The sequence below is a fragment of the Lacrimispora algidixylanolytica genome, from assembly GCF_003609635.1.
Taxonomy (GTDB): Bacteria; Bacillota; Clostridia; order Lachnospirales; family Lachnospiraceae; genus Lacrimispora; species Lacrimispora algidixylanolytica.
Genome location: NZ_MCIA01000009.1, coordinates 119,022 through 145,149 on the forward strand (window position 1 = coordinate 119,022; position 26,128 = coordinate 145,149).

Consider the following 26,128-nt stretch of genomic DNA (forward strand, 5'->3'; position numbering starts at 1 on the left):
ATACCAACTATGATTACACGATCTTCTCTACCTATGAATCATGTTGATTTTCTTCTGTCACTCACCCTTTTACAGACCCTGCCGACACACCGCCTACGATGTATTTCTGCCCGATGATAAATACCAGTAGTACGGGAGCCAGAGTGAGAATAATATCTGCCGCCACCAGATTCCAGGAATATTCAAACGCTCCAAAGAAATTATAAACTGCCAAAGTCATAGGCCATTTTCTAGAGTTGTTCAGATAATAAAGAGGCATGGTAAAATCATTCCAAACAGACATAAAATCAAGCACAAATAAGGTGGATACAATGGGTCTTAAAAGCGGTGCTATCACCCTAAGAAACAACTGACTGGGCTTACATCCGTCAATGACCGCAGCTTCATCAATTTCTCTTGGTATTGTCCCGATAAATCCATAGGCTAGAAACAGGCTTAAGGGAATGTTAATAGCTGCATAAAGTAAGATGATGCCTATCTGAGTATTCACCAGGTGAAGTGCCTGCAAGACCTTCATAAGAGCTACATTATTAATGGGCAGGGCAATTCCAGATATAATGAAATAATAGAGAAACCGATTGATTCCCTTGGGATTTCTTGATATAACAAAAGCCGCTGCCGACACCACGATTACTACAATAAGTACACTAAATACTGCATACAAAAGTCCATTAAAGAAGGAAGAAAGCAGCTTCCCCTGTTCAATTACCGTTTGATAGTTTTCAAACATCCATTCCTTAGGTAGGGATAAGGTCATCCGGTTTGCCTCACCAGAGGTCTTAAAAGAATTTAGAAACAAAACAACAAGAGGGATGATAACAATCAAACTGATGAGCATAGCCACAACATTGCCCAATATGCGGCCTATGATTTTCCCTGTTTTTCTCATTATACTTCCACCTCCTTATGTTCCATGGACTTAATAATAAAATATAACAAGGCTAAAACCACAAAGAACAAGACGCTTGATAAGGTAGTTCCCATCGCCAGATTCCCTTTGGAAAACTCCTTGTAGACCGCCGTGTTAATTACGCCGGTTGCATTACCAGGGCCGCCGTTTGTGAGGGAATAAATCATATCAAACACTCTTAACCCATAGGTCACATTTAACACGGTAATATTAACTAAAACCGGTTTTAAAAGAGGTAGGGTAATAGACCAGAATTTCTGGAAAAAGCTTGCGCCGTCCATGCTGGCTGCTTCGTAATATTCTGGAGAAACCGATAATAATCCAGCAATCACTACCACCATGATATACCCCATGCCTTTCCAGGTATCAACGGTCATGACGGTAGGAAATACCATAGTAAGATCAGTCAGCCAATTTTTTGCCAATCCATTTAACCCAAGGCTTCTTAAAAAGTTGTTTAAAAAACCCGTAGTGGGATGCAGCATACTTCGAAATACAAGACCTGCCACCAGGTAAGACATTACCTGAGGGGAAAAGATAATCATGCGGTGAAAATTCTTAAACCGGATGAAATTCTGGGTCAGCAAAAGTGCCAAAGCAAGGCCAAATAACGTTTTCATAATGGTTGTGACAACGGTAAACAAAATAGTATTGCCGATATATTTTAGATATTCAGAATTTCCCTGAAACACTGCTTTATAATTGGCAAGTCCCACAAAATTAATTTCCTTGCTGAAATTATTCCAGTCCGTAAATGAATAAGCAATTCCTAAGATACCAGGAACAAAACACAGCAGAAAAAAAAGAAAAGCAGCCGCTCCTGCAAAATACCATGGATATAATTTCCTTTTGTTCATCATTCCCTCCATTTCGTGTTTGTTGAAAGCACATTCAAGTAAGGGGGATCTGATCTCTCCCCCTTACCCCTATCTCCCACCAAGAAAAGGAGTACTACTTCACCCAGCCAGGATCTTTTTGTAGTTTTGCCTGTTCCGTACGTCTATCTTTTAAGGTCTTTAAAACCTCCTCAGGCGTCAAAGCCCCTGTATACATGGCCTCTAAGTCCTTTCCTACATCCATCCACTGACTATCAATATAATTTACAGAGGTCTGCACCACATTAGCCTTTTTCAAAGAATCTAAAAATGCCTGATCCTCTTTTGTGTATTTACTTGTGATCTCCGGCCAACAGAGAGCACTTAATTCCGGCTGTCCTATCAGTCTTTTTTTCAGGTTTTCGGGCCTTGCAAGGAAATCAAAAAACTGCTTGGCTTCTTCTGAATATTTGCTGTCTTTGTTAATAAAATAAGCATTGCTTGCAGGGTTCACACCAATTACATGGTTATCTCCCCAAGGCATAACAAAGGCACGTAATTTTTCCGTTGCTTTAAAATCTGGATATTCCTTTTCAATCTGTCCACGGAATCCAAGTTCTGCAATGGTCATGGCGCAACGTTCCGTTGCCATGGCTTCCTTGGCATTTTCCCAGGCATTGCTCAAATAATCATCACCAAAGTACCCAGCTTTCGCGCATTCATCTAATTGCTTAATAATTGTTAGAAGGGCTGGAATTCCATCCAAATCGATTTTATTATCATTTAATTTATCATACATATTAGGGTCCTGATTAAGCCAAAGCCCCCCGGTTTCAAATAGCGGAAGCACCTGATGCCAACCATTGGTGGTTGCCTCATAAATTGGTGTATAACCTGCCTCCTTAATCTTTTGGCAGACCGTTTTAAATTCACTATATGTAGTTGGAACAGAGAGCCCCAGTTTGTCAAAGATATCTTTGTTATATAAATAAAAATACATCTTTGCCCCTGGAAATGTAATACCGTAAACCTTATCCTTTACGCTAACGGCAGCAAGCGTGGTTTTCTCAATGCGGTTTACCCACGGCTGCTCTGTAAGCTCCACACTATACTGATCCATATGAAGACTGGAAGCCAGACCTATGGGAGTGTCTACACAAATGATATCAGGGGCTTCTCCGGAATCTAACTTAACTTTAATTAAATCCCTCCACTGGGCATCCGGGGAAATCTGAAAGTCAATTTGAATTCCCGTTTCATCCTCAAAGTCTTTTGCAAGATCTTGTACAATGCCAGAGGTTGGAAGTCCACTTTGATGGCTTCCAAAGGTTAATGTCACATTCTTCTTCCCATTTGCGCCAGAGCTTCCCTCTTTTGTCCCGCACCCCGCAATCATTCCCACAGCCAGCCCTGCCGCCAGTGTAAGGCTTACGATTTGTTTCACTTTCTTTTTCATCGCTTCTTCTCCTTTTGGCTTAATTCTCTCATGAAAATCGCTAATATCTTACTCATTAAATATGTTCCTTTTGAAGGAAGAGCACGTTCCAGGTTTGGTAATCACAGACAGCCGTATGTCTCATCCTGACGGTCTGGAGCTTGCCCAGTATTTACAGAAAAATCACCCCGGTATTAAAACCAAGGTAATTCTCCTGCTGCCTAAGTATTTTTCTTTTCCTTATTAACGGTCCAGAATCTTACATGCCGCAATTCCCACCAGTGTAGAGAAGAGAGTGGCAGCCAAAGCAGGACCTACGATTGCCGTGGGATTGGCACTTCCATACTGACTGCGGTAGGCAATCATGGTAACGGGAATTAGTTGCAAAGAAGAGATATTAAGGATTAAAAAGTTGCACATCTCATTGCTTGCAGTTCCCTCAGGGACAGGTTTTCTCTTTCCCGTCTTTTTTCCCAGACTTTCATCCCTTCTCCTGTCATCTTCAAGTTCCTTTAAGGATTCCATTGCCTTTAGTCCTGCAGGCGTCGCAGCCCAGCCAAGCCCCAATATGTTAGCTATGATATTGGTGGCGATATAGGTCAACGATTTATGGTTTTCTGGTATTCTTGGAAAAAGGAATCGCAACACCGGTCCCATTTTTTTTGACATTCGTTCGATTAAACCAGATTTTTGCCCAATCTCCATAATTCCAGTCCAAAAGGACATGATCCCAAGCATGGTAATGCTTAACATGACGGCTTCCTTTGCTGAGTTTAAGGCTCCGTCTGTCACTCCACTTAGATTTCCATTAAATGCCCCCCACAAGACCCCTACAAGGATCATAAACGCCCAAAGATAATTTAACATCAGTTTTTCCATCTACTTTTATTCCTTGATTTATCTTATTCCTTCCAGTTAATCCTTATGTATCTTAAAATAAATGAAACAAGGGTCCAGCTCTTAATAAGAGCTGGACCCCAAATCACGGAATCTCTATTATATAATTAAATTAGAAAGAATCATCACGTCTGATCTTATGACGGATCACTCGATGTTTGTATTCACGGTATTCCCTGATGTTTGTCTGGTTATCAATCAATTTTCCAATCTCAGCTACTATGGTAGGGATAAGAGAAAGTCCAGCTGCGACCAGCCAATGATATCCACCAATTGCGGTCAGATTAAAGATCTTTCCAACAGAAGGAACAGCTACCAGGAAGCTGAATATAGCGATCATAGCAACGGTACTATACACGACAGGAGGATTATCCCTAAGTGTTCTCTTAAAGATGGATTGTCTGCTTCGTACGGTATATAAGTGAAGGATTGAGGTCCAGCCTAAGATTAAGAAGGCTACGGACTGACCCACTGCCTGAGATGGTCCCATGTTACCCGGAAGCACCCAGAAGGTTGCAATATAATATCCCACTAAAACAACGGCTGAACAGGCGATGGTCTGCTGAATAATAACAGACAGAAGTCCTCCGCTTAAAAAGCCTTCATTCCTACGAATCGGTTCCCGGTCCATAAGACGAGGATCAGAACGTTCTCTGGATAGGTAAAGTCCTGGAATACCGTCACCCAAAACGTTGACCAAAAGAAGCATGATCGGGGTAACTGGAATTCCCCAGCCCTTTAGCTGAGCAACTAACATAATAACAATCTCAGAAATATTGCAGACTAACAAGAAGTAAATAGTCTTTCTAATATTGGAATAAACATTTCTTCCTTCGGATACTGCGTCAATAATGGTTGCAAAGTTATCGTCTGTTAAGACCATATCAGAAGCACTCTTAGCCACCTCTGTTCCGGTGCGTCCCATGGAAATTCCTACATCGGCAGCCTTTAGTGCAGGAGTATCATTCACTCCGTCTCCAGTCATGGAAACGACTTCTCCGTTCTCCTGCCATGCCTCTACAATACGGATCTTATCTTCTGGAGAAACTCTGGCATAAACGGAATAATGATGAATATCCCTACAAAGCTCCTCATCGGAGATGTCCTTTAACTGCTGTCCGGTTAGAACCTTTTCATTCTCCCCAAGAATTCCGATGTTCCTAGCGATCGCACTTGCTGTCACTGCGTGGTCTCCAGTGATCATAACGGTTCTGATTCCTGCCATCTTAGCTCGTTCTACCGCTACGGCTGCTTCCGGTCTGGCCGGATCAATAAGACCAATCAAACCGCATAAATGAAGATCCCGTTCGATTTCCTCCGGTTTATCCATGGAAGGAAGCTCATCCACATGCCGAAAGCCCAAAGCAAGTACTCGTAAGGCTTCCCCAGCAAAAAGCTCATGCACATGGGAAACTGCCTTTTCCATCCCCTCATCAAATGCATTGAGAGGCAGGCGGTCTAGGGCACCTTTGGTTAAAATCAAATATCCGCCGGCTACATCTTCTAAGACAATGGTCATCATCTTACGTTCCGAAGAAAAAGGTATCTCACCTACCAAACGGTATTGTTCTGTAATACTTTTCTTTGAGAGTCCCTTATCATGAAGCAGCCTCATAATGGCTTTTTCTGTTGGGTTTCCCATAATGGTCATGGTTCCGTCTTCTTCCATCTGAACCGTAGCATTGCTTGCAAGGGCAAATCTGGTGATAAGTTCTTTTTCCCTTTCACCAAACTCCTCATTAACTCCAAAGGGATCTTCTCCTGGTATCCAGAGTTTTTCGATGGACATACGATTCTGGGTTAACGTTCCCGTCTTATCGGAACAGATTACAGAAGTGTTACCAAGGGTTTCCACCGCAGAAATCTTACGAATCAAGGCATTTTTATTTACCATGTTTTTAACGCCCTGAGAAAGAGATAATGTTACAATTAGATTTAGGGTCTCTGGTACGGCTGCTACTGCTAGAGTTGCCGCAAGAGTGATCATAGTCCAGAAAGATTCTCCCTGTAACAGACCAATAAGAAGAAGAAAGAGTGCCGCTATAATGGCTATCATACTAATGGATTTAGCTACCTTTTCAAGACGTCTTTGAAGCGGTGTTTTAATCTTTTGTGAATTGTTAAGGTATCCTGCGATTTTCCCCATCTCACTGTGCATTCCGGTCCCGGTGACTACGGCCACTCCATGACCGGACGTCACATGACATCCGGAAAATACCATGTTAAGCTGATCTCCCAGCGGCACACCGCCCTGAAGTAGAAGATCTGCATTTTTTTCAGAAGGTTCACTCTCACCGGTTAAGGCCGATTCATCCACCTGTAAATTGGTGCTGATAATGAGTCTGGCATCGGCTGGAACAATGCTTCCAAGCTGAAGGAGAATCATATCCCCTGGTACCAGCTCTTCCGTGCTCATTTCCTTTTGTACTCCATCCCTTAATACCAAACAGTCTGGAGAGTTTAAACTAGTCAATGCTTCCAGTGCCTTTTCGGCGCTGCGTTCCTGCGTAATTGCAAGTACCAGGTTTAAAATTACAATTGATACAATTACCACAGGCTCTATAAAGCCATGCCCATCCTTAATAGCCATGCATAAGGACAGCAATGCTGCGAGTAACAGGATAATCGTTGAGATATCCTTAAGATGATGCAAAATGTCTTTGATCAAGCTTGTTTTTTCCTGCTTATCAAATTCATTCCTTCCATATTTCGTTTGGCGGTTTACTGCCTCTATTTCTGACAGACCTGTGTTTTCGTTTGCATTAAAATGTTCTAGTGTTTTGGACACACTGGCTTCATACCAATTTTCCACACCATCATCCTCCTTTTAATCAAGCGTTGCATTCACGGGTTTCTTAATCTCCTCCTCTAACACCTTTTCAAGTTTTCGCTCCATAACCTGTGCACATTGATTCAATTCTTCATCAATCCGCTTTGTTGCATGGAATGCGGCATCGTAAACCACTCTAGGCTTATAATGCACTGCCTTACGAATGACTTCTTCCGGCACAGAACTTTTTTTAAGCTCCTTTACTGGAACTGCGATATCTTCTTTCAGATTCTCATAACCGTATAAGATTCTTCTAACCTGTACACAACAATGATTCATCACGCGAACAATATCATCTGCCATTTCAAGCTCCACTGACTTTTCCAGGGTCTCAATCAGAGAAGATACCATCTCCTGGACCTCTGGCTGAGGAAGCTTTTCCATGATACGAAACAAGGTCTCCGATCGTTTTAACGATATGACCTCATCCCTTTTATAGCGATATTCGGTTCTCCCCATAAGAAATTCCACGGTCACACTGAAATAATCTGCCATTTGTCTGGCGAATTCAATATCAGGCGCTCGTTTCTCATTTTCATAATTATTAATCGTCATCCGGCTGACGCCAAGCTCTGTTGCCAGCTTTTCCTGACTAAAATGCCTCTCCTCTCGGAGGGTCTTTATGCGTTTACCTATCACGAGTCTCACACCTTTCCCATCGTTAATTATAAAGTAAAAAGATAACAAAGTAAATCTATTTTTTTATATGATATCAAACGTTATCATTTTTTAATAATATTTATACTTATTTTACAAAAAAAAACGCCGGATATCCATCCGGCGTTAAATTTTATTCTTTTTCTGCAAATCTCTTTTCACCTATGATATCAGCTTCCGTAAAACGCATGTATTTGATACATGCCCTGCCTTTATAGGAAAATACCAGATGAAGGTCCTCGTTATGACCCTGCATCAGATACGGGGTCTCGTACTGTCTGTTGTTGATCTGATTCTCTACTCCCACATAACCTTCTCCCAACTCCACATACCGGATTAACGGCCAGGTAATGCCGTTATCCTCTGACAGCGCCACCGCAATGGGGTAACCGCTTTCTTTTTTGTCAGCTTGGCTGTCCACGCCAATTTGGTTATAAGCAAGAGCAATTCGTCCGCTTTTTAACCGCAGTGCGCTGATACCGGTATTGTTGTTTGGAAGTACCGTCTTAACAGGTGCTGACCAGGTGCTTCCCCAGTCAAAGGATTCGCTGCGATAGATCACATCTGCAAGACGACTTCTCATAAATGAGATAAGATGTCCGTCCTCCAGCTCCACTACATTTGCCTGAATCCTTCCCTGGCTCTCCGGCATAAAAACCGTCTTCCAGGTAATTCCTTCATCATCGGAAATCCGAAAGATGGAAGGATCACCAGATAACCCTGTATTTGAATCTCTTGAGATCCAGTTTGAGAAGATCAACCTTCTGTTCTTAAGCATGAGAATGGGCTGGCTGCATAAGCTTCCGGTATCCGGAATAAGACCTTTTGGCTCTTCCCAAGTTTTTCCCCCATCAAAGCTTTTCTGATAACGAATCATGGCGGTGTGGTGCATATCGCTTTTTCCAGACACCTCCACGGACTGAGCGGTATAGACAACCCATACTGCATTGTCTGGGCCCAGGAATAAAGATGGATTCTGTTCACAACGTTTTGAATCTCTGGACACTTTAACCGGCTTATGCCAGTGATCGTCTCCTTTTTTTAGCTTCGCGCAGACAATACTCTCATCTGCACTGCCTTCTTTCGATCCGGCAGACCAAACACACAAAAGATCTCCTCCCGGAAGCTCCAAAATGGAAGGGGCTTTTACAAACTGATAAGAGCCTGAAGGGATCAGGGCTTCCAAGGTACCCATATTAACGTTATGATAGATGGTTCCATCCGGTGTAAGGCCCGGTAAATGTTTGAATTCCATTTGCTTAATCCTCCCTGTACAATATAATCCTTACCGGATTCTTCCGGTCGACTGCCAAAGGCTTAATAATCAGCCTGAAAACGGACAATTTGTGAATTGTTTTGAAACGAAGTAAACCTCCTCTATCTTTTATATGTAGATTTTGTAACCTTTTATTCTTAATGCTTCTATTGTAACTTATTGTTTTGGTAAAATGCAATAAAAAATACATTAAAACTTTTTATATTTTCGACATTTTTCCACATTTTATGATAATATTTTCACATACAAAAAAAAGAGAGGCTTATAATAACCTCTCTTTCCTTAATATAAGCTTATGGTAAAAGCATCAATTTTCGCCTACCAGTTCCTTCATAACCTCATCAACGGTCACAAGCTTTTCCGCCCGGTAGGCATTGCTTCCACAAAACAATAATCCCTCTTCGGTCCGACCTTCAGCGGAGTCCACCAAAGCCTTTGTAATACAGTAAGGAATGGTAGTTCTATCACACCTCTCCAGACACTGATAGCAGTGTTCCAAACGGAAGGGAATCTTTCCTACGCCATCTAAAAACGGATTAACAATGGCCCTTCCAGGCATTCCCACAGGACTTTTGGTGATAACGATATCTTCTTTTTTCGCATTGATGTAAGCCTGCTTATATTCCATGGGTGCATCACATTCAAAGGTGGTAACAAATTTAGAAGCCACCTGAACACCGTCAGCTCCCAGATCAATCTGGTGCAACACGTCTTCATGAGTATAGATACCGCCTGCAGTGACCACTGGAATTACCTTGTTATATTTATCACCATACTCTTTAACCAGACGTATGATCCCTTTTATTTCTTCTTCATATTCTTCACGCTTATAGGTGTGTTCCACATCATTCGTATCAGCCCCAAGCCTAGTTAAATCATCTTTGGAAAATCCAAGATGACCTCCAGCCAAAGGTCCTTCTATAACCACTAGATCCGGTGCCTGATGATACTTTCGGTCCCACAGCTTACAGATAACCATCGCTGATTTTACTGTGGAAACAATGGGTGCAATCTTCGTCTTAAGCTTGATCCCTGCCTCTTCCGCTGCTTCTGCCACATACTCAGGAAGGCCAACCGGAAGACCAGCTCCGGATATAATAAGATCCGCTCCAGCCAAAACGGCCTTTTTCACATAGCTGGCATAATTCATTGTCGCGACCATAATATTAAAACCAATAATTCCGTCTGGTGCGATTTCTCTTGCCTTTATCATTTCAGTTCCAATGGCCCGCAAATTCGCTTCCAGGGGATTCTTCTTAAAGTCTGGCTCCCGAAAACCGATCTGTGCCGTTGAAATAATTCCGATCCCTCCGGACTTTGCCACTGCTCCAGCTAAAGATGAAAGGCTGATTCCAACTCCCATCCCTCCCTGGATCACCGGATTCCTTGCCACTAGATCTCCTATTACCAAAGGTTTTAATGTTCCCATTACATTCTCCTAAATCTTTCATATCTCTGATTTGCAAGCTCTTCTTTACTTTTTAAAAGGTACGTGAGGAAAAATTCCTCCATGGCCTTATCCATTTCCTTTGCTACTATGGAGATGTTTTCTCCACTTGCAGGCTCTTCCTCTGGAATGACCCGTTCAATTAAGCCTAATTCCAAAAGATCCTTTGCGGTTATCTTCATGACTCTTGCCGCATCGTTTGCTTTTTTGCTGTCCTTATAAAGAATGGAGGCAAAACCTTCTGGAGAAAGAATGGAGTAAATGGCATTTTCCATCATCCACACTTCATTTCCAACCGCCAGTGCAAGAGCACCGCCGCTGCCGCCTTCTCCGATTACAATGGATAAGACAGGGACTTTTAAATCTGCCATCTCAAATAAATTCCTTGCAATGGCTTCTCCCTGACCTCTCTCCTCTGCTTCTAGTCCACAGAATGCACCAGGCGTATCCACAAGGCAGATAATAGGCCGCCCAAAGGCTTCTGCCTGCTTCATGAGGCGAAGAGCCTTACGGTACCCTTCTGGTGAAGGCATTCCAAAGTTGCGCTTAATGTTATCTTTTGTATTCTTTCCCTTTTCCTGGCCAATGACCGTGACCGGCATTCCATGAAAAGAGGCGATTCCGCCTATAATGGCACCATCATCCTTATAAAAACGGTCCCCTGCAAACTCCATAAAATCAGCAAACAGTGTTTTGATATAATCCGATGCTACTAGGCGGTCTGACCGCCTAGACAAAAGGACTGTGTCCCAGGCATTTCTTTTATTCTTTTTCAGACGAATGGTCTTCTTTTTTCCACCATCCTCTTCAGAAGAACTCTGTTTATCCACATAAAACTCTTTTACACTGTAAGGTTTGTGGAGCTTTAAGATCCGGGTTAAGGTTTCCTTCATCTCATTTCTAGGAACGATTTTATCAATAAATCCATGCTCAAGAAGAAATTCTGATCTTTGGAAGCCTTCCGGCAGCTTCTGGCCGATGGTCTGTTCTATGACCCTTGGGCCTGCAAATCCAATGAGTGCCCCTGGCTCCGCAAGGATTACATCTCCAAGCATGGCAAAGCTGGCGGTTACCCCTCCAGTCGTTGGATCCGTTAGAACACTGATATAGAGCTGACCTGCTTCATGATGACGCTTTAAGGCTGCTGAGGTCTTTGCCATCTGCATTAAGGATACGATTCCCTCCTGCATTCTGGCACCTCCGGAACAGGCAAAAAGCACAACTGGAAGCTTTAAAAGAGTTGCCTGCTCCACTGCTCTTGCAATCTTTTCTCCAACCACATGGCCCATACTGCTCATGATAAAACGGGCATCCATAACACCTAAGACTGCCTTAATTCCACCAATTTCACAGATTCCTGTGACAATGGCTTCCGAGAGACCAGTCTTATCCTTTGCTGCTGCCACCTTCTTCTCATAGCCAGGGAAATCTAGTGGATTGGTGAATTCGATTTCCTTATCCCATTCCGTAAAGGTTCCTAAATCTGCTGTCATATCAATTCTCTGATACGCATGGAGACGGAAATAACCGCTGCATTTGGAACAGATATAATAATTATTTTTCACATCCTCAGAATAGATCGGCTGATTACACTTATTACACTTCTTCCAAAGCCCTTCTGGGATGTTAGGTTCCTCTGTTTTATCCGGAGATTTGTATTTACTGTCAATCAGTGTATAGGTCTTCTTAAACATGTTTCTTAACATAAGATACACTCCTTTTTTTCTTTACCGGATATAATCTGGAAAATACTTGGGGATGAAATCCGTATCGATGTCTCCGTCACGGTAAGCATCGTGACTTAAGATATCGAACTGAAAATCCACATTGGTTTCGATCCCTTCGATAATTAGTTCCCCAAGGGCACTTCTCATCTTAGAAATAGCTTCCTCTCTATCTTTTCCATGAACGATGAGCTTCATCAACATGGAATCGTAATTAGCAGGAACTCTATATTCGTTGTAGATATGGGTATCGATCCTGACGCCATTTCCGCCAGGTGAATGTATATTCTTTATAAGACCAGGACAAGGCATAAAATGCTTCGCTGGGTTCTCTGCGTTGATTCTGCACTCGATTGCATGACCCTGTATGCGGATATCCTCCTGAGACACGCTTAAAGGCTCTCCTGACGCAATCCGGATCTGCTCCTTGATAAGATCAAGGCCCGTGACCATCTCAGTCACTGGGTGCTCTACCTGAATCCTGGTGTTCATCTCCATAAAGAAGAAGTTTTTATGTTTATCCAAAAGGAATTCAATGGTTCCTGCATTCTCATAATTCACTGCTTTTGCTGCCCGAACCGCTACCTCTCCCATCTGTTGTCTCAGCTCATCAGAAATTGCTGCTGACGGAGATTCCTCCAGCACCTTTTGATGGCGCCTTTGAATGGAACAGTCACGTTCTCCCAAATGAACCACATGACCAAACTTATCAGCCATAATCTGGAATTCAATATGACGAGGCTTTTCAATGTATTTTTCGATGTACATGGTATCATCGGAAAATCCCTTTATAGACTCCATCTGGGCGTTATTAAAGTTGGATTCAAAATCCTCCAGCCCATTGGAAATTCTCATGCCTTTTCCGCCACCGCCAGAAGATGCCTTAATCATAACAGGAAATCCAATCTTTTCTGCCATGGCTTTCGCTTCCTCTACGTGATGGACTGCTTCCTTGCCGCCGGGAACCACTGGAATATTTGCTTCCATCATGGTTTTTCTTGCTTCTGATTTGTTTCCCATTTTATTAATGACATGAAAGGAAGGGCCAATAAACGTGATGTTGCATTTTTCACATAACTCGGCAAATCTTGCATTCTCAGAAAGAAATCCAAAGCCCGGATGTATGGCATCCGCTTTCATGGCAACAGTAGCCGTAAGAATGCGTTCCATATTTAGATAGCTCTGAGTGGAAGGAGCTGGCCCGATACAGATAGCCTCATCCGCTAATAACGTATGAAGACTATCCCGGTCTGCTTCCGAATACACGGCTACCGTTTTAATACCCATTTCCCGGCAGGCTCTTATAATACGAACCGCAATTTCGCCCCGGTTGGCAATTAGAATCTTATCAAACATACATACACCTACCCAATCATAAATGTCATTTCTGCGATGGCTGCGACTTTACCATCCACGGTTGCAATTGCCCTTCCGATTCCTACCGGGCCCTTGCGCTTTATAATTTCACATTCCAGTTTCAACTTATCTCCTGGCAATACCTTGCGTTTGAATTTCGCTTTGTCAATGCCACCGAAAAATCCAACTTTTCCTTTATTCTCTTCCAGACTTAACATTGCCACGGATCCAACCTGTGCCAATGCTTCAAGAATTAAAACTCCAGGCATAACAGGCATTTCTGGAAAATGTCCCTGAAAAAATGGCTCATTATAAGTAACACATTTATATCCCGTTGCTCTTTCTCCTGGCACTAGCTCCTCGATGACGTCAACCAGTAAAAACGGATGTCTATGAGGTATGATCTCCTGAATTTCCTTTATTCCTAACATCTTATCTCTCCTTATGTTCAAAAGAGAGGCCAACACTCTGGGCCTCTCTTATATTTCACATCAATTTACCGGATACGGAACAGAGGCTGACCGTACTCTACCACATCTTCATTTCCTACTAGTACCGCTTCCACTACGCCGTCATATTCACATTCAATCTCATTCATCAGCTTCATGGCTTCGATGATTCCAAGGACCTGCCCCTTCTTCACCAAATCACCTGCCTTAATAAATGGATCTGCCTCTGGAGAACCGGCATTATAAAACGTACCAACGAGAGGAGAAGCCACTACTTTGTCAGAACTGATTTCGCCATCCATGGTTCCTTCTGTCATGCCATAGGAATTATCCGGAATCTTACCTCCTGGCTGACATACTCCCATGGTTTCTGGTGCCGCTGTAAGGAATGGAGCCCCGGTCACCGTAACGATCTCTTTTTCTTTTTTAATGGAGAGTTTTAAATCGCCCTCTTCCAATCGAAAACTGGTCAGGTCATGCTCTTTTACCGCCTGCATGAGCCTTATCATATCATTGATTTCCATTGACTGCCTCCTAAGCTTTATACTTTTTTACAAGAATACTGGCATTATGTCCGCCAAATCCAAGGGAATTGCTAATTGCATAATTTACGTCACATGCAACTCCGTCACCCTTTGTATAATTTAAGTCGCAGCCTTCTCCTTCTTCTACCAGTCCGGCTGTGGCATGAACAAACCCGTCATTGATGGATTTTACACAGACAATAAATTCAATACCGCCTGCAGCTCCAAGAAGATGGCCTACCATGGATTTTGTTGAGTTTATCTTAACATCCTTCGCATGATCACCAAACGCTGCTTTAATCGCCAGAGTTTCAAATAAATCATTGTGATGAGTGCTGGTGCCATGGGCATTGATGTATTCAATGTCTTTTGGTGTGATTCCTGCATCCTTAATGGCCTCGGTCATGGCTCTCGCCGCACCGCTTCCATCTTCTGCCGGAGAAGTGATATGGTATGCATCACAGGTGGAGCCGTATCCAGCTAACTCGCCATAGATCACAGCACCTCGATTGATTGCATGCTCAAGCTCTTCTAAAACCACAACACCTGCGCCCTCGCCCATGACAAAACCACTTCTGTCCTTATCGAATGGGATGGAAGCACGGAGAGGATCATCCGAAGTAGTCAGTGCAGTAAGAGCCGTGAATCCGGCTACGCCGATTGGGCATATACTGGCTTCTGCGCCTCCTGCTACCATCACATCCGCTTCCCCGTATTGAATGGACCGGAACGCTTCCCCGATGGAATGAGTTCCCGTGGCACAAGCAGTTACCACATTAATGCACTTTCCTTTTAGTCCGAACTGAATGCCCACATTTCCTGCTGCCATATTGGATATCATCATAGGAACCAAAAGGGGATTTACTCTTCCAGGTCCTTTTTCTAAAAGCTTTTTATGTTCCCGCTCTAAGGCCTGAAGGCTTCCGATTCCGGAGCCTACGCTTACGCCCACGCGATAAGGATCTTCCTTTTCCATATCAATGCCAGACATGGCAAGCGCTTCTTTCGTTGCAGCGACTGCAAACTGTGCAAATCGCTCCATTCGCTTGGCTGCCTTTACATCCATATAATCTTTTGGATCAAAGTTCTTTACTTCACCAGCTATTTTTGCTTTATAATCAGTGGTATCAAACTGGGTGATCTCTCCAAAACCAACCTTCTTTTCCTTAAGTCCATTCCAAAAGCTATCTACGTCATTACCAATGGGAGTAATGGATCCCATACCGGTTACTACAACTCTTCTACTCATACCAATTCACCTTTCCTTCATCTATGCCAGTTATTCGCATAAAGAGATACCCAAAGGGTATTTCTTTTCGTAAGTCAGTCACTTTACATTGCCATTCCGCCATCTACACAAAGCACTTGGCCTGTGATATATCTTGCTTGCTCTGACGCTAAGAACGCCACTGCTTCCGCAATGTCCTCTGATGTTCCAAACTGTTTTAATGGAATCTGCTCCAAGGTAGCTGCCTTTACGGAATCAGTGAGAACCTCTGTCATATCCGTCTGAATAAATCCAGGTGCTACTGCATTCACGGTAATCCCTCTGCTTGCTGCTTCTCTTGCAAAGGATTTTGTTATACCGATGACCCCAGCTTTTGCTGCACAGTAATTTGCCTGACCTGCATTGCCAAGAACTCCGGAAACAGAAGATAGATTAATGATTCTTCCCCCTCTTTGCTTGATCATCTGGCGGGAAACGTGCTTCATGCAGTTAAAAACTCCTTTTAGGTTGGTATGAATGACTGCATCAAACTCATCCTCAGACATCTTCATCAAAAGATTATCTCTTGTAATTCCTGCATTGTTCACAAGAATATCAAGTTTTCCATATTTCTTAATCACGGATTCAAAAAATGCACCGGCGCTTTCGTAATCGGACACATTGCACTGAATGGCCTCTGCCTTTCCGCCCTTCGCTTCGATTTCTTTTACTGCTTCCTGAGCTTTTTCCTCAGAGCCATTGTAATTAACAACAACCGTTGCTCCCTGCATTGCAAGCTTACAGGCAATTGCACGGCCGATTCCTCTGCTCGCTCCAGTTACTACTGCTATTTTACCGTCTAACATTTTTTTACCTCCTTCGTTATAAAACCGATAACTTATCTAAATCTTCCAGTTTTTCTATATTAAAGACGTTTGCATCTCTTTTAATCTTCTTCATAAATCCTGCCAGTGTCTTACCTGGTCCTATTTCAATAAACGTATCCACGCCGTCTGTCAGCATGGTTTCAACACTCTGCTGCCAGCGTACGGAAGAAGATACCTGTTTTTTTAATAATTCCTTTACCACTGATTTGTTGGTTACATACTGAGCGGTCACATTGGATACGTAAGGAATAACAGGGTCTTTTATGTCAACCTTGTCAAGTACCATACCAAGCTTCTCTCCGGCTCCAGTCAACATTTCTGAATGGAATGGGCCGCTGACATTAAGCATGATGGCACGTTTGGCACCTGCACTTAAAAGCTTTTCATTTGCCTCTTCCACTTTTTCTTTCACACCTGAGATAACAATCTGCCCGGGGCAGTTATAATTTGCGATCTGGACTCCCTCCATACCGCTTAATACTTCTTCAATTTCAGAAGCCTCCATAGAAAGGATAGCAGCCATGGCTCCCAGCCCATTAGGAATCGCTTCCTGCATGAGGATGCCTCTTTGTCTTACTGTCTTAATTGCGTCCTCATCGCTCATAACCCCTGCTGCTGCAAGTGCACAATATTCTCCCAGGCTTAAACCGGCTACTACAGAGGGCTTAATACCCTTTTCTGCTTCCAGAACCCGCATCATGGCAATACTGGTGGTAACCATAGCCGCCTGGGTATATTCTGTAATATCCAGACGATCATTTTTTTCAAAACACAGCTCTGGCATAGAAAATCCCAAAAGTTCTGAGGCTTTGTCGTATACTTCCTTGCCAATCTCTGTCTTTTCATAAAAATCCTGCCCCATGTTGCAGTACTGGGCACCCTGGCCCGGGAAAATAAATGCAATCTTACTCATAGTTTTAAACTCCTTATTAACGACCAAGCAACTTACTAGCCTGTTCCATCATCTCTTCCATCATCTCTTTACAAGTCTGTTCCTTGTTAATCAGCCCTGCAATCTGGCCAGCCATAACTGTACCATTTAAAATGTCACCCTCTTGAACTGCTTTTCTAAGGGCGCCAAGGGTTAAGTATTCAAGTTCCTCAAAAGATCTGCCTTCTTGCTCCAGTTTTACATAATCTCTGGTCATCTGATTTCTTAAACTTCTAACCGGATGTCCGTGACTGCGTCCTGTCACTGCAGAATCAATGTCCTTGGCCTTAATAATTCTCTGCTTATAATTATCATGGACTATGGATTCCTTGGAAACTACAAAACGGGTTCCAATTTGAACCGCCTCAGCTCCAAGCATAAAAGCGGCTGCAATCCCTCTGCCATCGCCAATTCCTCCGGCTGCAATTACAGGGATAGATACTGCATCTGCTACCTGAGGAACCAAAGTCATGGTAGTCTGCTCGCCGATATGTCCGCCAGATTCATTTCCTTCTGCCACAATTGCATCAGCTCCGTAGCGTTCCATACGTTTTGCTAACGCTACCGAAGCAACAACTGGTATTACCTTAATCCCTGCTGCCTTCCACATTTCAAAATACTTCTCTGGATTTCCGGCTCCCGTGGTAACTACACGGATTCCTTCCTCTACAATCACCTTTGCAATATCATCAGAATGAGGGCTTAACAGCATGATATTGACTCCAAGTGGTTTGTTTGTCAACGCTTTCGCCTTACGGATTTCCTCACGCACCACCTCACCAGGGGCATTGGCTCCGCCGATCAGTCCAAGGCCACCGGCCTCGGATACTGCTGCTGCAAGATGATGCTCCGCTACCCAAGCCATACCGCCTTGGATAATCGGATATTCCACTCCCAAAAGTTCGGTAATTCTGGTTTTCATTACGCTTCCACGCCCTTTGCTTTTAAATAATCCATAACCTGCTGTACCGTTGTGAGCTTTTCTAAATCCTCAGAAGGGATTTCAACGGAATACTCATCTTCAAGTGCCATTACAAGTTCAAATAAATCCAGGGAATCTGCTCCAAGGTCCTCTTTAAAAGAAGATTCTATGGTAATAACTGCTTCCTCTACGTTTAACTGCTCTGCGATAATTTCCTTCATTTTCTCTAACATATTATTAATCTCCTCTTTATTTCATATTATATGCTATTACTTTGATTTTCAAAGTATTAGTTAAAATCATTACCACTCTAATAGAGTGGCTCCCCAGGTAAGTCCTGCTCCAAAACCTGCGAGTATAATCTTATCTCCCCGCTGGATTTTTCCTTCCCGGTTCATCTCATCTAGTAGTATGGGTACCGTAGCTGCTGAGGTGTTTCCAAACCGTTCTAAGTTGGTAGGGAACTTCTCCATGGGTACTTTTAACCTTTTTGCGATGGATTCAAAAATCCGGTAATTTGCTTGATGCAGTATAAAATATTTAATTTCTTCTATCTGTATTCCGCTCTCTGACAGTACGGTATGAATTGCTTCTGGCACCGTCTTAACAGCGAACTTAAAAACTTCCTGTCCGTCCATTGTCATATATCCAAGCTCTGGTTTAGTTCCAGTCAGGAAATTCCCAGTGGTACGTGCTAGACACTCCAAGGCTTTTCCTCTGGTTCCATCAGAACCCATAGTCATAGTAAAGCTTCCGCTCTCCTCCGCTCTTACAACGGCTGCCCCTGCTCCATCTCCAAAGAGAACACAGGTGCCTCTGTCATTCCAGTCAATGAGTTTGCTTAAGGTATCCGCTCCAATGACAAGTCCTGTCTTATAAATTCCTGATTTAAAAAAGCTATGAACCGTATTTAATGCGAATACAAATCCAGAACAAGCTGCGCTGATATCAAAGGCCACAGCCCGATACGCCCCAATAGCCGCCTGCACTTCACAGGCTCCGCTTGGAAAACAATGATCCGCAGAAGAAGTGGCAAGAATGATGATATCTAAATCCTCTGCCGATATTCCCGCCTGCGCCAAAGCCTCTTTAGCCGCAAGAGCCGCCATATGAGAGGTTCCTGATTCTGCAGAAGCGATCCTTCTTTCCCGGATTCCAGTCCTCGACCGAATCCATTCATCATTGGTATCCACGACCTTAGATAGATCGTCATTGGTCACCACCTGTTCCGGTACCGCAGAGCCAGTTCCAATAATTTTAGTAGTCATATATTCCCCCATTCATGCCCCGGTCTTCCTGGTTAAAATACCATGCCCCGGTCTCATGCCTCGTTGGATTGTTTTATATTTTAAATAGTTTGAATCTCAAACTAATTTTATTAAAAGATAAGTAAATTGTCAAGAGATTTTTATAAATCATTATTTAGCAAGTGCTGATAAACCTCTCGTTTGCTGATTCCCCGGTCCTTTGCCACTAGTCGCATGGCCTCCTTACGGTCAATTCCCTTACCCTCAAAAATAGCCATATGCTCTTCAATTGTCATATCTTCAAAGGCTTTTGTCTCTTCAGCCTTTCTCTCTTGAATGCTTTTCCCTTCTATTACAATGACGCATTCTCCCTTAGGGTCTACTGTCTCATACGTTTGAAGAGCGTCTTCAAAGGTTGTCCGAAATGCGGTCTCATACCGCTTGGTCAACTCCCTGCATATGGTAATATTTCTATTTCCCAACGCACCCAATAGCTCTGTTAATGTTCTCACCAGTCTATGAGGCGCCTCATATATCACTATGGTTCTTGTTTCATTCTTAAGCTCTTGTAAAATCCACTGCTTTTCTTTCTTATCCGACGGGAGAAATGCTTCAAAACAAAATCTTCTTGTCCCAAGTCCAGAAAGAGTAAGCGCCGTAATACAGGCAGCCGGGCCAGGAAGAGAGGTAAGAGGAATCCCAGCTTCATAACACTGTTTAACAAGCTCTTCCCCAGGATCTGAGATGCCTGGAGTTCCTGCATCCGTTATGAGAGCTACCGATACCCCTTCTCTCATCTTATCTACCAGATATCTAGCCTTTTCCACCTTATTAAACTCATGATAGCTAGTCATAGGTGTCTTGATCTCAAAGTGGTTTAACAGTTTTATGCTGTGTCTGGTATCCTCCGCAGCTATTAAATCTACTTGCTCTAATGTATTTAAAACCCTGAGGGTGATATCATCTAGATTCCCAATAGGGGTTGCACACAAATATAACGTTCCCTTATTTACTTCCATTTCTCTCACTCCCGGTCCTTTTATTCCTTAGGTATCAACTAATACCCGTAAATCGTATAAATCTCATCCGCATACACACCCTGTTCCTTGTATACGATAATGGGAGCCTCTACTTTTATCATGGATTTACCACCTCGAACTGCTTCGATTAATACCATATTAGCTTCCCGGTCCACAAATGGGTGTACCATCTTCATCCGCTTAGGCTCCAGCCCGTACCCCTTTAGCGCGGTCACAATCTCAATCAAACGATGAGGACGGTGCACCATATAAAATCTACCGCCAGGCTTTAATAATCTGGCAGCCTCTCTCGTTACATCATCCAAAGAACAAAGTACCTCATGCCTTGCGATTGCCTTTGGAAGATCTGGATTCTTAAGACCATGGGCATCGTTCATATAGGGCGGATTTGACGTCACCACGTCAAAGGAAGCCGCACCAAATAAACGGCTGGCTTCCTTTATGTCTCCTGTCACAATGCTCACTTTATTTTCCAAATGGTTTAAAACCACGCTCCGCTTAGCCATATCAGCCACTTCTTCCTGAATCTCAAGACCCGTATAATGAATTCCATCATACTTTGCTTCTAGAAGAATGGGAATGATTCCGGTTCCGGTTCCTAGATCTACAGCTCGCTCTCCTGGCTTTACCTGAGCAAAACCAGATAAAAGAACTGCATCCATTCCAAAACAAAATCCATTTTGTTTTTGTATAATCTGATACCCATTACGCTGCAGATCATCAATACGTTCGTTGTCTTTTAAATCAATTATCATCGAGCTTGGACTTTCCTTCTTTCTTCTCCAGAGCTTCAAGTGCTTTTAATTCTGCATCTGTAACCTGGTTCTTATCTCTTTTGCGCCTTGGTTTGAACTTTAACTGTTCCACCTTATATTCCCGTATTTCTTTTTCATCCTTAATCGTAACGATGACCTTAACCAACTGTCTTAACACGCTAACAGAGAGAACTTCCCCTTTTATATTGTCATCTGTGGTCACAAAATCTCCTACGCTTGGAAGTTTGCTGTTAAGATCCTCGTAAGTCTCCTCTTCGTTCTTTAGACAACACATAAGTCTTCCGCAAACGCCGGAAATCTTGGTTGGATTCAAGGAGAGATTCTGTTCCTTCGCCATCTTTATGGATACCGGAATAAATTCAGAAAGATAAGAATGACAACAAAGTGTTCTACCGCATACGCCGATTCCACCTACGATCTTAGTCTCATCTCTAACGCCTACCTGACGAAGTTCAATTCTTGTCTTAAATACAGAGGCCAGATCCTTTACAAGCTCCCTGAAATCGATTCTTCCATCGGCTGTAAAGTAAAACAAAACCTTATTATTATCAAAGGTGTATTCCGCATCAATTAGCTTCATCTGAAGACCATGTTTGCGAATCTTTTCCTTACATATCTTAAAAGCATCTTTTTCTTTTTCGTGGTTTTTCTTTTCCACCTCATCGTCTGCCTTAGTAGCCAAACGTATCACTGGTTTTAAAGGCTGAACCACCTTTTCTTCTTCTACTTCCCTGCTGCCCAAAACAACATAGCCATACTCAACCCCTCTGGCTGTTTCCACGATCACATGATCCCCAGTCTTAACTTCCAGGCTCATGGGATCAAAATAATATATTTTCCCCGCATTCCGAAACCGAACGCCTATTACCTTTACCATTTTAGTTCTCCTTCATAACAAGCAGCATGAGTTCCATGGCCAGCTCCATATTCACGTTTGCATCAAGACGGATTCTTGCCTTATCAATGGCCTTTAAAATCGTCTCAATGCCGTCATAAGCGCTGGATGCACTCATCTCCTTCATTGTATTAAATTCTTCCCTAAAAATCAGAAGATTAATATCCTGTGTCACTTTATACATTAAAATATCCCGATACCACAACTGCATAAAATCCAGGCAGTCATAGATATCCAGATTTTCATCCTTCATCTTTTTGATATAAAAAAGCAGTTCCATAATATCCATTTCCTTCAAATGCTTCAGCATATGAAGTAGCTCCGAGTACAAAAGCTGGAACTCCTCAGAAGAAGCCAGATGAATGGCCCTTCCTAAATTACCTCTGGCAAATGCAGCATAAATGTCAGCTCTGCTTTCTTTTATTCCCAAAGATCCCATCAGATAAGATTTCACCACGGCATCCGTCTGCGGTTTTAGCTTTAGCTGTACGCATCTGGATAAGATCGTCGGGAGAAATGCTTCCTGATTGGTGGTAAGAAGCATGATAATGACATATGACGGGGGTTCCTCTATGGTCTTTAAAAGAGCATTTTGAGCTTGTACCGTCATTTTTTCTGCTTCATCCACAATGTATATTTTATAATAGCTGCTGTAAGGACGTATCATAATGGTATCATTAATCTGTCCCCTGATGTCATCCACGCCGATGCTACCCGGTTTTTCATGAGTAACAAAGATCAGGTCCGGGTGGTTGTTTGTCATCACCTGCTTGCAGGCATGGCACTCCATACAGGGATCGCTTTTCCCTCTTTCACAAAGAAGCGTCATGGAAAAGGCATTGGCAAGAGATTTTCTTCCCATTCCAGTTTCACCTGTAAGAATATACGCATGGGAAACATGATCGGACTCAATCGCTTTTTGTAGATGCTCCTTGATCTTTTCATGTCCAATTATATCTTTAAACCCTAGCATAAAGAAACCTCCTTACTGTGTTGTCCCATCCATTTTCCCTGTATATTTATGAAAGGAAAACGAATTACCAACATTATATCATAGAACTTTTCCCATCACAAGAAATAAGTATTGGCAAATGCGCCTGTTATCTCATTAAAAACCCCTCAATATGCTCCTGATGAAAGCAGTGCCCCCCATCCCAAACGTCATGGAAAATCCGGTCCTCCATTCCAAAGAGATTGTAAGCATCTTTTACCACCAAAAGCTGTTCCTCCACATTCTTTAATCCTTTTTCCCCGTTAAGATGGTCCTCTCTCCCAGACTGAATCATCAAAGGTCTTGGAGCTAAAAGCGCACCTAGATCTCCCATATCTACGTGTTCCCATAAATGAGGTACATAATTACAACTGCAATTGCCATTAAGTTTAAGGAGTGAATCCTCTATTCCGTAAAAATACCCGCTAATAATAATCTTCTTGACTCTATCATCAAGAGCCGAAAGCCACAGAGCCTGCATTCCACCACCGGAAAATCCCACGCAACCGATGGTATTAATATCCCATTCTCCTCGCTCCTCAACATAATCAAGAAGCCTCATAAGATCCCAGGTATTCATCCCAGCCAGCGTCATGCCAAGAGGTTCTGCCATATGAGCCAGGTGAAAGCAGGTAGAATTTATAAATTCATCTTCTTCGGCCCCTTGCAGCGCCTTTTCCCTTCGCTCCCCAAATCCTCTGGCATCGGGGCAAAGGGCCACATATCCAAGCTTTGCCATCTTAAGTCCATAATCATAGTGAAACAGCTCGATCTTATCTGCAACTGCCGGAATATCCCTGACACCTGCCACAGAATACTTTCCTGCCCCCATATGACCACAGGGAGCGAGAAAACAGCTTAACTTTTCTTCTCCCTTTTTGGGTGGAATTAAAACGAAGACCGGCATATAAACCTCTGGCTCCACTTGAATTAATATCTTTTCCCGTATGATTCCATCCTCAATTTCCACCCGTTCTAGACACTGGGGATTAAGAGAACAAGACTCCATCCGGTCAAGGCCAATCAGTTCCTTTAATATCTGTCTTACAGATTCTTTCCATTCCTGAAATTCTTCTACGGATTTGGCAGAGAACTTATTCTTTCTCCCCTGTTCTTTCCACCTTTTTTTTATTTGCTCCTCGCAGGTATAAAACATCTTAATTGGTATGGTTCTGCTTTCCATCGTCTTAAAATTCCTTTCTCCATATAGAAAAAGGCTGTTGCAAAATTAAATTTTACAACAGCCCATATTATGTTTATTTCATTACTTAGATGCCTTAAAGCGGTCATATTGCTGCTGTTTTACCTTTAATAAATCCTTTAACCCCATACTGTCAAGAGTAGAAAGATAAGAATCAAAGGAATCAAGGCTAGTGGTTCCAGTGATGAACGCCACATTGGTTTCTGCAACATAAGTTGTAAGATCAGTCTGATACTGAGCAATGATATTCTGCTCATCCTTAGTTGAATAAATAAATGGCCATGGATCTCTTATAGAGCTCTGTAACTCCTTATCAACATCTACATGCCATTTTGGTAAGAGTACATCTGTTGCTTCTACTGACTGCTGAGATGGCAGACATCCTGCATTAATTCCAAGCTGCTGCAGCCAGTTATTATCTGCTGCCTTTTCTGTATAAGCCTTTTTGCCATCAGCACCAACCGTGTAGCTCTCTCCTTCAATTCCCCATACATAATAATTCTGAGCTTCTTCGCTCATAGCGTAATCAAGAAATCTCATGGCAAGTACCGGATCCTTATCGCTGGTGCTTACACCAAATATTCCAGAAATTGGTGTTCTGCCAAGATAAACTCCTTTATAATCACCAGATAACGGTGGTATCCCTACCATAACTCCAGTTTCTCCATTATACTCTGGATACTGTTTGCTGTAAAGCTGAGACATCTGCCAGCTAAAATCAAAGGTTGCACCTGTACGGTTCTGAGCACATCGCTGTGTGATCTGATCTCTGGTTAAGGAAGTGTATTCTACCTCTAAAAGACCTTCCTTGTATAATTGGTTTAAAAATGTAACATACTTCTTATATTTTTCTGCCTCTGCTGGTGCGTAATGTACTTTTCCATCATCATCAGCATAGTAACTGCTAACTGGATCAAGACCAACAGAAGGACCAAACATAGCAGGAAGACCAAAAGCAGGGCCAAACATAGAAGAAAGTCTGTCTGCGGTTACGCTAAGAGGAATTTCATCATTGACATCCCCATCGCCATTCATATCATTGGCCTTAAATGCTCGAAGTACTTCTACAAACTCATCCAGAGTAGTCGGAACAGAAAGATTAAGCTTTTTTAACCATTCCATATTAATCATAATACAAGGCTGATAATTGTTCGTAACTGCTGTCTGAGGCAAGTAGTAGATATGTCCATCCTCCGCAGTCAAACTGGCTTTGATTCCAGGATTCTCATCCAGATACTTTTTATAGTTTGGCATATGATCCAAATACTGATCAAGAGGATAAAAAAGCCCTGCAGTGATATAGGTCATATTGTTATCAAGATCAGGAAGCTGGACAATGTTTGGAAGATCTGTTCCAGATGCAAGCATAGGGCTTACACTATCCTTATAATTGACTGGAGATACTAAGGTCCAGTCAACGGTTACACCAGCGTTTTCCTGTATTTTTTTAACAATGTCCGCATTTGCATAATCCACGGTAGAATACCAGGAATTCGGCGCCAGAATGCTTACCTTAGCACCAGGTGTTTTTGTTACAGGTGCGGCACCGGTATAAGTAAAATCTGCCTCCGCACTTTTTGCTGTTGTTGCTTCCTTTGGATCCCCCTTGCTACCGCAAGCGGACAAACCGGTTACAGCCAGAACCGCTGTTAACGCCAGTGCTGTGCTACGTAATCCTTTTTTCATGTAATTACCCTCCATTATATATTAT

24 protein-coding genes are annotated in these 26,128 nt (G+C 42.8%); all 24 read right to left on the reverse strand.

Annotation, left to right across the window (positions count from 1 at the left end; all coding sequences use genetic code 11):
* Positions 1-61 precede the first annotated feature (61 nt).
* The 24 genes from BET01_RS07870 to BET01_RS07990 all read right to left on the reverse strand — a co-directional run bounded on the left by BET01_RS07870 (position 62) and on the right by BET01_RS07990 (position 26,103).
* Complete coding sequence (locus tag BET01_RS07870; protein ID WP_120196256.1) at positions 62-889, reverse strand: carbohydrate ABC transporter permease; 828 nt, start codon at positions 887-889, stop codon at positions 62-64.
* Positions 889-1,767 carry a carbohydrate ABC transporter permease gene (locus tag BET01_RS07875; RefSeq protein WP_120196257.1) on the reverse strand — a complete coding sequence of 293 codons (879 nt, stop codon included), beginning with the start codon at positions 1,765-1,767 and terminating at the stop codon, positions 889-891. Before BET01_RS07875 ends, BET01_RS07870 begins: the two co-directional genes overlap by 1 nt.
* Positions 1,768-1,861: 94 nt before the next feature.
* A complete protein-coding gene (locus tag BET01_RS07880; protein WP_120196258.1) occupies positions 1,862-3,181 on the reverse strand; it encodes an ABC transporter substrate-binding protein in 1,320 nt (439 codons plus the stop codon).
* A 222-nt stretch (positions 3,182-3,403) separates the two neighbouring features.
* Positions 3,404-4,027, reverse strand: coding sequence for a nucleoside recognition domain-containing protein (locus tag BET01_RS07890; RefSeq protein WP_120196297.1), 624 nt, complete (start codon positions 4,025-4,027; stop codon positions 3,404-3,406).
* A gap of 142 nt (positions 4,028-4,169) precedes the next feature.
* Positions 4,170-6,869, reverse strand: coding sequence for a cation-translocating P-type ATPase (locus tag BET01_RS07895; RefSeq protein ID WP_243117155.1), 2,700 nt, complete (start codon positions 6,867-6,869; stop codon positions 4,170-4,172).
* A gap of 15 nt (positions 6,870-6,884) precedes the next feature.
* Positions 6,885-7,526: a helix-turn-helix transcriptional regulator gene (locus BET01_RS07900; protein ID WP_158585006.1), complete on the reverse strand. Its 642-nt coding sequence runs from the start codon at positions 7,524-7,526 to the stop codon at positions 6,885-6,887.
* A gap of 151 nt (positions 7,527-7,677) precedes the next feature.
* A complete protein-coding gene (locus BET01_RS07905) occupies positions 7,678-8,799 on the reverse strand; it encodes a sialidase family protein (RefSeq protein ID WP_120196261.1) in 1,122 nt (373 codons plus the stop codon).
* Positions 8,800-9,127: 328 nt separating this feature from the next.
* The gene (locus BET01_RS07910; protein WP_120196262.1) at positions 9,128-10,249 is read right to left on the reverse strand and encodes an NAD(P)H-dependent flavin oxidoreductase; all 1,122 of its coding nucleotides are present in this window, start codon (positions 10,247-10,249) and stop codon (positions 9,128-9,130) included.
* Positions 10,249-11,973 (reverse strand): acetyl-CoA carboxylase carboxyltransferase subunit alpha, encoded by a 1,725-nt coding sequence (locus BET01_RS07915; RefSeq protein WP_120196263.1) that lies wholly within the window; start codon positions 11,971-11,973, stop codon positions 10,249-10,251. Before BET01_RS07915 ends, BET01_RS07910 begins: the two co-directional genes overlap by 1 nt.
* Before the next feature lie 21 nt (positions 11,974-11,994).
* Positions 11,995-13,347 (reverse strand): acetyl-CoA carboxylase biotin carboxylase subunit, encoded by a 1,353-nt coding sequence (locus BET01_RS07920; RefSeq protein ID WP_120196264.1) that lies wholly within the window; start codon positions 13,345-13,347, stop codon positions 11,995-11,997.
* An 8-nt stretch (positions 13,348-13,355) separates the two neighbouring features.
* Positions 13,356-13,778, reverse strand: a complete 423-nt coding sequence (gene fabZ, locus BET01_RS07925) for a 3-hydroxyacyl-ACP dehydratase FabZ (RefSeq protein WP_120196265.1) — start codon at positions 13,776-13,778, stop codon at positions 13,356-13,358.
* A gap of 65 nt (positions 13,779-13,843) precedes the next feature.
* A complete protein-coding gene (accB, locus tag BET01_RS07930) occupies positions 13,844-14,320 on the reverse strand; it encodes an acetyl-CoA carboxylase biotin carboxyl carrier protein (RefSeq protein WP_120196266.1) in 477 nt (158 codons plus the stop codon).
* Between the two features lie 10 nt (positions 14,321-14,330).
* Positions 14,331-15,569: a beta-ketoacyl-ACP synthase II gene (gene fabF / locus BET01_RS07935; RefSeq protein WP_120196267.1), complete on the reverse strand. Its 1,239-nt coding sequence runs from the start codon at positions 15,567-15,569 to the stop codon at positions 14,331-14,333.
* Positions 15,570-15,652: 83 nt separating this feature from the next.
* Positions 15,653-16,393 (reverse strand): 3-oxoacyl-[acyl-carrier-protein] reductase, encoded by a 741-nt coding sequence (fabG, locus tag BET01_RS07940; protein ID WP_120196268.1) that lies wholly within the window; start codon positions 16,391-16,393, stop codon positions 15,653-15,655.
* Between the two features lie 16 nt (positions 16,394-16,409).
* Complete coding sequence (fabD, locus tag BET01_RS07945; protein WP_120196269.1) at positions 16,410-17,327, reverse strand: ACP S-malonyltransferase; 918 nt, start codon at positions 17,325-17,327, stop codon at positions 16,410-16,412.
* Between the two features lie 16 nt (positions 17,328-17,343).
* Entirely contained in the window at positions 17,344-18,267 is a 924-nt protein-coding gene (gene fabK / locus BET01_RS07950) for an enoyl-[acyl-carrier-protein] reductase FabK (RefSeq protein WP_120196270.1), read from the reverse strand.
* The gene (acpP, locus tag BET01_RS07955; RefSeq protein WP_120196271.1) at positions 18,267-18,500 is read right to left on the reverse strand and encodes an acyl carrier protein; all 234 of its coding nucleotides are present in this window, start codon (positions 18,498-18,500) and stop codon (positions 18,267-18,269) included. The genes fabK and acpP overlap by 1 nt, the downstream gene beginning before the upstream one ends.
* 69 nt (positions 18,501-18,569) lie before the next feature.
* The gene (locus BET01_RS07960) at positions 18,570-19,535 is read right to left on the reverse strand and encodes a beta-ketoacyl-ACP synthase III (protein ID WP_120196299.1); all 966 of its coding nucleotides are present in this window, start codon (positions 19,533-19,535) and stop codon (positions 18,570-18,572) included.
* 140 nt (positions 19,536-19,675) lie between these two features.
* Positions 19,676-20,533 carry a 16S rRNA (cytidine(1402)-2'-O)-methyltransferase gene (rsmI, locus tag BET01_RS07965; RefSeq protein WP_120196272.1) on the reverse strand — a complete coding sequence of 286 codons (858 nt, stop codon included), beginning with the start codon at positions 20,531-20,533 and terminating at the stop codon, positions 19,676-19,678.
* A 38-nt stretch (positions 20,534-20,571) separates the two neighbouring features.
* On the reverse strand, positions 20,572-21,309 hold the full coding sequence (locus BET01_RS07970; protein WP_120196273.1) for a tRNA1(Val) (adenine(37)-N6)-methyltransferase: 738 nt from the start codon (positions 21,307-21,309) through the stop codon (positions 20,572-20,574).
* Positions 21,299-22,207: a PSP1 domain-containing protein gene (locus BET01_RS07975; protein WP_120196274.1), complete on the reverse strand. Its 909-nt coding sequence runs from the start codon at positions 22,205-22,207 to the stop codon at positions 21,299-21,301. The genes BET01_RS07970 and BET01_RS07975 overlap by 11 nt, the downstream gene beginning before the upstream one ends.
* 1 nt (position 22,208) lies before the next feature.
* Complete coding sequence (gene holB / locus BET01_RS07980) at positions 22,209-23,198, reverse strand: DNA polymerase III subunit delta' (protein ID WP_120196275.1); 990 nt, start codon at positions 23,196-23,198, stop codon at positions 22,209-22,211.
* A 127-nt stretch (positions 23,199-23,325) separates the two neighbouring features.
* Positions 23,326-24,399 (reverse strand): dienelactone hydrolase family protein, encoded by a 1,074-nt coding sequence (locus tag BET01_RS07985; protein ID WP_243117156.1) that lies wholly within the window; start codon positions 24,397-24,399, stop codon positions 23,326-23,328.
* Between the two features lie 81 nt (positions 24,400-24,480).
* Positions 24,481-26,103 carry an extracellular solute-binding protein gene (locus BET01_RS07990; RefSeq protein ID WP_120196276.1) on the reverse strand — a complete coding sequence of 541 codons (1,623 nt, stop codon included), beginning with the start codon at positions 26,101-26,103 and terminating at the stop codon, positions 24,481-24,483.
* Positions 26,104-26,128 lie beyond the last annotated feature (25 nt).